At 45.4% G+C, this 7,250-nt stretch carries 9 protein-coding genes; all 9 read right to left on the minus strand.

What is annotated here, in order from left to right; translation table 11 throughout:
• A partial coding sequence (locus tag AC0TOY_RS00315; protein WP_473721387.1) for a contractile injection system protein, VgrG/Pvc8 family occupies positions 1-267 on the minus strand: 267 nt, incomplete at its 3' end.
• A gap of 158 nt (positions 268-425) precedes the next feature.
• The gene (gene tri1, locus AC0TOY_RS00320; RefSeq protein ID WP_024909799.1) at positions 426-1,526 is read right to left on the minus strand and encodes an ADP-ribosylarginine hydrolase Tri1; all 1,101 of its coding nucleotides are present in this window, start codon (positions 1,524-1,526) and stop codon (positions 426-428) included.
• Positions 1,527-1,564: 38 nt separating this feature from the next.
• A complete protein-coding gene (locus AC0TOY_RS00325) occupies positions 1,565-1,945 on the minus strand; it encodes an immunity protein Tsi6 family protein (RefSeq protein ID WP_022651396.1) in 381 nt (126 codons plus the stop codon).
• Positions 1,946-2,025: 80 nt separating this feature from the next.
• Entirely contained in the window at positions 2,026-3,093 is a 1,068-nt protein-coding gene (tri1, locus tag AC0TOY_RS00330) for an ADP-ribosylarginine hydrolase Tri1 (RefSeq protein WP_473721388.1), read from the minus strand.
• 25 nt (positions 3,094-3,118) lie between these two features.
• Positions 3,119-3,469: an immunity protein Tsi6 family protein gene (locus AC0TOY_RS00335; protein WP_024909802.1), complete on the minus strand. Its 351-nt coding sequence runs from the start codon at positions 3,467-3,469 to the stop codon at positions 3,119-3,121.
• A gap of 253 nt (positions 3,470-3,722) precedes the next feature.
• Positions 3,723-4,796: a hypothetical protein gene (locus AC0TOY_RS00340; protein WP_048992419.1), complete on the minus strand. Its 1,074-nt coding sequence runs from the start codon at positions 4,794-4,796 to the stop codon at positions 3,723-3,725.
• Positions 4,797-4,818: 22 nt separating this feature from the next.
• The gene (locus AC0TOY_RS00345) at positions 4,819-5,253 is read right to left on the minus strand and encodes a hypothetical protein (protein WP_073961692.1); all 435 of its coding nucleotides are present in this window, start codon (positions 5,251-5,253) and stop codon (positions 4,819-4,821) included.
• Positions 5,254-5,277: 24 nt separating this feature from the next.
• Positions 5,278-6,333, minus strand: coding sequence for a PAAR domain-containing protein (locus tag AC0TOY_RS00350; RefSeq protein ID WP_024909805.1), 1,056 nt, complete (start codon positions 6,331-6,333; stop codon positions 5,278-5,280).
• 22 nt (positions 6,334-6,355) lie between these two features.
• Positions 6,356-7,250, minus strand: an 895-nt coding sequence (locus AC0TOY_RS00355; protein ID WP_473701744.1) for a type VI secretion system Vgr family protein, incomplete at its 5' end; no start/stop codon positions are given.

Raw genomic sequence — 7,250 nt, forward strand, 5'->3', positions numbered from 1 at the left:
GTACACCGCATAGCGGGTGCCCGTCAGCTCAACGGCGCTGACCGCCACGCGGGTAATCTTGCCGTTAATATAGCGGGACGTCAGCAGGCTCTGCGTCGGGATGGTCACCGTGACCGGCTGGCCCAGCAGCTTGCTGCGGTCGATGCGCGCGTCCGTGCCGAGCACGGTCAGCGTCAGCGCGAACGACTCGGACATCGCCTCGCGGCCCGTCAGTTTCCAGAACAGAAGCCCCTCCACCGGGAGCTGAACGGTAATTCGGTTGAGCATAATCTTTATTCCACTATGGACTAATCTCAGTGCCAGAAGTTAACTCATTTCAATACGCAAAGCGTAAACGCTGCTGGTTTGATAATGAGTAGCTGTAAGATTGACTTCTCATGCCACAAAAAAAACAACTTTTCCTGAATTTTCATCGAGATAAACAGTTACAAGAAAGTGTCTTCAGGGGCTCTATCGAACAATTCACCAGCCATTTTGGCGATACGTTCATGTTGTACGAGTTTATTTTTCCACTCCTGCGGAATAGCGGAATAACCATATAATGCTCCCGCTATTTGTCCCGCCGTCGCCGCAACGCTGTCAGCATCATCGGCAAGGTTGGCTGCCAGCAGAATGGCATCACGGAAATTATCCGTTTTCCATACGGACCACATCGCGGCCTCAAGCGTATCGATAACGTAACCGCTTGAACGAATCTGATCGCGAGTTTTTTGCTTATACTCACCCGCGTTAATGATCATTACACGTGGCTGAAGCGGCATAACGTGTGGTGTAAAAACAAAATCTTTATTGCTACCGTTAATCATATGCACAAGCAAAAAACTTAAATACTGCGTGCTATTTATTGCTTCCGCGGCACCGTGTGTTGCGATACATTGTTTTTTAGCTTCATAAAACGCTTTGCTTAATGATTTTCTAAAAAAAATAGAGACAGGTGCTTGTCTGATCATGGAAGCATTACCGGCAGTTTCTGGCGAAGTATTACCGTTCCACCCAGGACCAACTATTAAATATTGTTCTAAAGCAAACCGAGTTGTATTGCCTATATCAAAACAGACGCCATTTGAACTGTTATAACCATGCTGATACCATTCCAGAAGCTTATTCCTGAAGCATATAGTATCAGCATCACCCTTCTCAAGGAGCGTTTCCGCAAGACATAACGCCATGGATGTATCATCCGTCCATTCGCCGGCACGAAGTCGAAATGGCCCACCACCTGTCATATCTTTGACGTGTGCTTTGTCACGAGGTAAAAATTCGAGCGTCGTACCTACAGCATCTCCAACAGCAAGACCAATAAGCGTACCTACCGCACGATCCCGTGATTGCGCTAGTGAGATATTACATGGTGGTGTTAAATCCCATTGTTTTTGTACATCACTATTTGAGGATGATTCTAATGGCTTATTATCATACGTATACTGCATCCTTCGCTGGACTGAAGGTCTGCTAATGGGTAAGTATTTACGATATCTATCAACATATTTTAACAAGGCATTTAAATCAGCATGTAAGTCAATCACCTTTCACCCATAATAAAAAATATTATTCATATGAAATACTAAAATTCATCAGGGAATTTCTTCATGAGGTTTTGTTTCTTTTTATTATAGTTGGTATCGACCTCATGCGGCAGCCTAACCTTTAACCCTCGGCGGATTTGATCCACAATAAACCAGGCATCTGACAACCTTTCAAAAAACAACTCATCAGAATGATCAAATTCCTTCCCTGCATACATACCGAACGTCATATCCCATAATTTCGCTCTATCCTTTTCCTTGCCTTCGATTAAATCCCGTAGAAATAATAATTGTTGTACAATAGAGTCGTACATTTGCAAAAGCGGGGATTGGGGATCACGATTCTTGACGTCTGCATATCTTTTCTGTGCTAAAGTTAATGCTCTATCAACGTAACCAAACATTGTCATTTCATTCATTGCAGTAGATTCAGTTAACTAAAAATTCCATACCTGATCGCAAGTCATCATATGCCCTCGCTTACCCTTGGTAATTCTAACTATAAAAAATTATCCTCAGGCGCTCTATCGAATAGTTTACCCGCCATTGTGGCAATACGTTCGTGTTGTACGAGTTTATCTTTCCAGTCCTGCGGGATAGCGGAATAACCATACAACGCCCCCGCTATTTGTCCCGCCGTCGCCGCGACGCTGTCAGCATCATCGGCAAGATTGGCAGCCAGCAGAATCGCATCACGGAAATTGTCAGTATTCCATACGGACCACATCGCGGCCTCAAGCGTATCGATAACATAACCACTTGAACGAATCTGATCGCGAGTTTTCTGCTTATACTCACCCGCGTTTATGATCATTACACGCGCGCATAATGGGAAAACATGAGGCGAAAAAGCTTCGTCTTTTTGATAACCGTTAATTAAATAGTGCAATACTAATCCGAGAAATTGGCATGCATTAATTGACTCTACTGCACCATGAGTTGCTCGACTCTGAGCCTGGGATTCGAAGTAAATCGCACGCAGCGATTTTCGACGGAAGATAGACACCGGAGCTTGACGAATAACCCCAGCATTACCAGCCGTGTGCTTTTCTGTATTACCATACCAGGAAGGTCCGACAAGCATATACTGTTCAAGCGCGAATCGCGTCGTTTTACCGATATCAAAACAACGACCATTACTGCTGTTCTCCCCATTGAGATACCATTTCAGGAGATATTTTCTAAGTACATCGGTATGCATTCTTTTTTCTGAAAGATAAGTTTCTGCCAGACATAATGCCATAGACGTATCATCTGTCCATTCACCGGGTTTTAATTCAAAGGGCCCGCCACCAATCATATCCACTACATGTTCACTATCTCTGCGTTTAAATTCAAGAGTAGTGCCAACTGCATCTCCAACAGCCAAACCCACTAACGCCCCAAGTGCTTTATCGCGTGAAACATCTTCATTTGTGATTAAAGGTAATGTTTCATCCCATACATGAGAGGAATTTGAATCATCAATGCTGCTTCTTATTACCTTACGAACATTAACTGGCATGTAGTTATTATAACGATCGGCATAATGATTAATTACTGAATCTTCGCTGTAAAGATCTATCATCCCGCCCCCTTTAATCAAACATTGTTTACCACTTGCGATACCGTCTTTGCCTTTTCAAATACTCAACGTCTTGCTCATGAGGGAGAATAAACTTCAATCCTTTTCCCATTTGCGAAGCTATATAATTAACATTGGACAAATGCTGAGCAAGTTCTGCATCGGTTGTATCAAACTCTTTTGACGCAAGCACTCCAAGATTTAATTTGTGCAATTTACTTTTATCTTTCTCAGACCCCGTTAGAATAGACTTAATATAGTCCAACTGATTCTTTGCCATAACATATAAAGAAAATGTAGGATTTTCTTCTAATCGATGATTAATTGCGTCAATAGCATCATTGATATAATCCAGCGCGGTGTGATTTTCTTTACTCATGAGTCACCTCAAATACTGCCCTGGCGTGCCGTTAACATAGCGGGATGTCAGTTTTCAGAACAGAATATCCACTCCCGCGAGCTGAACGATAGTTCAGCTGAGCATGATTTTTTATTCCACGATGATCTGATCTCAGTGCCTGAAGTTAACTAATCCTCAGAACGAAGGCGGTTATGATATTGTTTCTGTGAAACAAAAATAAAACCACATTTCTGTGGTTTTATTTAGATGTCCATGAATTAACTTTGTCAGCTCATCGTTTTTCTATGCGAAACGTAGAAAGAATGATTTCCATGCATCGTTTATTGGCTTCGTAATAATAATCCTGATGATTACGATGAGGCCCAACCACCTCAACGTAACACCACAAATCATTAATTTTAAAGATACGCATATCGTAATAAGCCCTGATATTCTCAGCAGCACTGACTACCTCTCCCGTACAGCTATAAAGATCGCCTGTAAACGTGGGATTGATATCATTTGGGATGCTGGCAATGTCCGATGTCGTAAGAGAGACCGCACTATCGTGGCGGTTAAAGCGCGCAGTTGCTTCATCGAAAATAGCCTGCGCAGCGGGATAATCAGCCTGACGGAAAAGACAGAAATTAATCACTCCATGGTTGACGTTACCTATTGTGTGTTCAATTACCAGACGATTATCATCCAGCGTATTCACCAGCCATGAATCCGGAATTTTAAATCCACTGTCATTTTTGTTGCTAAGGCTGACTGTTTTCAACAGTTCTGAAAGCATCAAATTGCTGCGATGCAGTAAATCCCAGTTGATAGCAATCAGGAAAATAGTATCGGCAATCGTGTTGTAATCCTTCGACGCACAAGCCGTTTTCAAAAGGAAGTAATTTCCCCCACCATTTACAGGATTATAATCCTTCTGCACCGTATATCGTGAAACGACCTCATCACCCGATGGCATCGTTTTAATGGACAGGATATCCGCAAACTTCCCGCTTCCTGAAGGATGAGTAATTATCCTTTGGCTCAGTACTTTCTCACCCATTAAATCGAGCTTATTGATAAGCCAGTCTGACGCATTCATCTCCCACTGACAGTGTTCATATGCAGCCCAGACTTCAATATAGGGGCCGGTGTCATCGGCGATGTATCGTCCGATATTCGTCAGCCCAACCTCCTGAAACGTGATCGGCTTTAACTCTGCTGGCTTAACATTCTGGGGTAACAATAGCCAGTAATGAAGCATCTCTTTTTCTGCAGAGGTATAGAGACATTTCCAGAAATTTTCCCGAATCTCTTTTTCCTGATCCTTTATCTCAAGAGGAAAAAAATATTGTTTTTCAGTAACCATAATGCAACCTCACTCGTCGCGCTTACTTAAGCCATAAACCCGAAAACATAAGGAAGCTTCCGAGGGTAATTAAGCTTTTAGCAAAGATAAGTAAGCCAGGCGCCACGGCACGTGTCATAGACGATAATTTTTCATAATTTTCCGCGTTGTATCTTTTGTGCCCCCCCATAATCCCGGAAAATAACGTGCAGAGCAGCACTACTGTGATCTTTAATCCCCAAACACACAGGAAAGACATGGATAAGATGATCGAATAATGCTTGGCCGTTGCGACGGAAAATAATGACATTGACTGAGCAAGCCATTTCAACGTAAAGCCAATGACGACCGTAGCCACTAACACCAGAACGAACATTAACCCCGCAAGGAGCCACTGCTTTTTGTTAAATAAATCTTTTCCATTCCAGATAAGCGCTAGCGTCCAAATCATAAAGAGAATAAAGAAAAACCAATGCATCACAACGTTCCCCATTTACACATTTTAATCTCCTATCAGGACTGTAACACAGCCAGTCTTAATCACACCATCGCCACTGCCCGCCGCTGGGGACGGCTTACTTTCATCATCGTCATAAATCCAGTCAAGGATCGGTTTGAGAGCAAATTTGATACTGGCATCCCCTCCCAGACCGAGCGCCGCTGCAAGCTCACCGGACACCTTAAGGTTAAATGAATAATCAGTGCTATCAATCCAGGTTCCCACGCCTGCAGAAGCGCCAGCGCTCCCTGCACTCCCTGAAAGTTTGCCATCGGCAACGACTACGCCATAAAAATCGGCTTTAGCCGTCGCCTCTCCTTTGACCGCCGCGGCTTCTGCGCCAAGTTCAACATTAAAACCATAACGCCCTTTATTTCCGTCATATAGTTCACTGACGGCCTTCGCTTCAGCGGTTGCCAGGTATACATCCCCACCGACGCCGCCGTATTGTTGCCCTTCTTTTCCAATGCTTCCCGAGGCGCCATATTGTATCGCGGTGGCGTTTGCATTGAGATTAATCGCCCCGTAATCAGCTCGATCGGTCACTAACGTGCCACTGGCAGTCGCCACCCCTACTTTAGTACGTACCTCGCCTTTATATTTATCCTGGCTTTTTGTATTCCCGACCGTGATATCGGCAAGTGCGAATCCGGCTGAAGCCGTATCGGGTTTTCCAAAGCCGGATTTATCTTCAAGGCTTGCATAGGCGCCAAGCACACGGGCGTCGTAAACATCACCATGTATAGCACCATCTTTACCCGCATCCTTCGCCGCCGTACCGCCCCAGTATTGCGGAGGTGCGGGTTGAGTGGATGCGACCGCAGGGGTCGCTGAGGTATTGCAACCCGTCTTGTCACCTTCCCTGGCGAGAGGCAAACCGTTCACAAATACCGTTGTTGAACCACTGAGAATACTTCCCTGACCATGTTGGGAGCATGAAAGCGGGTCGCCTTTTCGTGCTGCCGGAAATCCGCCAATAATTACGTTGGGACTTCCGCTTTGAATTGGGCCAGTATGTGCGCTGGAATCAATGCGCGCTCTGGCGGCTGGTTTTCCCATAATAGCGTTCTCTGTACGCAGATTAACTGTTAACTTTTACAATCGCGCCCTTAATATCGGTAAGGTTAGTTCCCGTTATACTCACCGTATCATTTGCCTTGAGCTCGGTATTGATCCCATCACCTAGTTTTGTAAGCTCATCACCTTTGAAGATGGCTTGTTCCACAGCCTCTGCTTTGAGGTTGCCCTGGCCTACGTGAATCTCAATGGTATCCGGGGCGATCAGAATATAGTTGTCTTTAACTTTGAGTTTAATCGTGGTCACAGATTCCAGCAGCGCGTTACCTTCTTTATCCATAGTCAAGACGGTTTGATCTTTCCCAACGTTTATAACGTGCTTGTTACCAATATTATGCGTTTCATTATTACCTACATCTGATTTCAGGTTCCGCTTAATCGTAATATTCTCATCCTGTCCGATGGTTTTTCTACGATCGACACCGACATCATGAGTTTCAGAATTTTCAATATCCGTATCCATATTTTTTTCTGCATGGATCCAGATCTGCTCGTGCCCGGCTTTATCTTCAAAACGGAGAATATTGGCATTGTCTTTATGGCCATCTTTGCTGCGGCTATAAAAGCCCATCTGCGTCGCCGCAGCCGGCAGTGCCCACGGCGGCATGCTCGCGTCGTTGTACACGCGCCCGGTGATAATCGGGCGGTCCGGGTCGCCGTTGATAAAGTCCACCACCACCTCATCGCCGACGCGCGGGATTTGCACCCCGCCGTAGCCCTGGCCCGCCCACGCGCTCGACACGCGCACCCAGCAGGAGCTGGTGTCATCGCCCTTCGCCAGACGGTCCCAGTGGAACTTCACCTTCACCCGACCGTATTTGTCCGTCCAGATACTCTCCCCGTTCGGCCCCACCACTTTCGCCGTCTGCGGGCCGTAGGTGCGCGGCCACGCCGTGCTC

It is taken from the genome of Enterobacter sp. PL_is379 (genome assembly GCF_055817355.1).

What these genes read in the sequence shown, in the direction of transcription:
- AC0TOY_RS00345 (WP_073961692.1), bottom strand. Translation starts at nt 5,253, where the DNA reads ATGCATTGGTTTTTCTTTATTCTCTTTATGATTTGGACGCTAGCGCTT.
- AC0TOY_RS00340 (WP_048992419.1), bottom strand. Translation starts at nt 4,796, where the DNA reads ATGGTTACTGAAAAACAATATTTTTTTCCTCTTGAGATAAAGGATCAG.
- AC0TOY_RS00325 (WP_022651396.1), bottom strand. Translation starts at nt 1,945, where the DNA reads ATGAATGAAATGACAATGTTTGGTTACGTTGATAGAGCATTAACTTTA.
- AC0TOY_RS00335 (WP_024909802.1), bottom strand. Translation starts at nt 3,469, where the DNA reads ATGAGTAAAGAAAATCACACCGCGCTGGATTATATCAATGATGCTATT.
- tri1 (WP_473721388.1), bottom strand. Translation starts at nt 3,093, where the DNA reads ATGATAGATCTTTACAGCGAAGATTCAGTAATTAATCATTATGCCGAT.
- AC0TOY_RS00350 (WP_024909805.1), bottom strand. Translation starts at nt 6,333, where the DNA reads ATGGGAAAACCAGCCGCCAGAGCGCGCATTGATTCCAGCGCACATACT.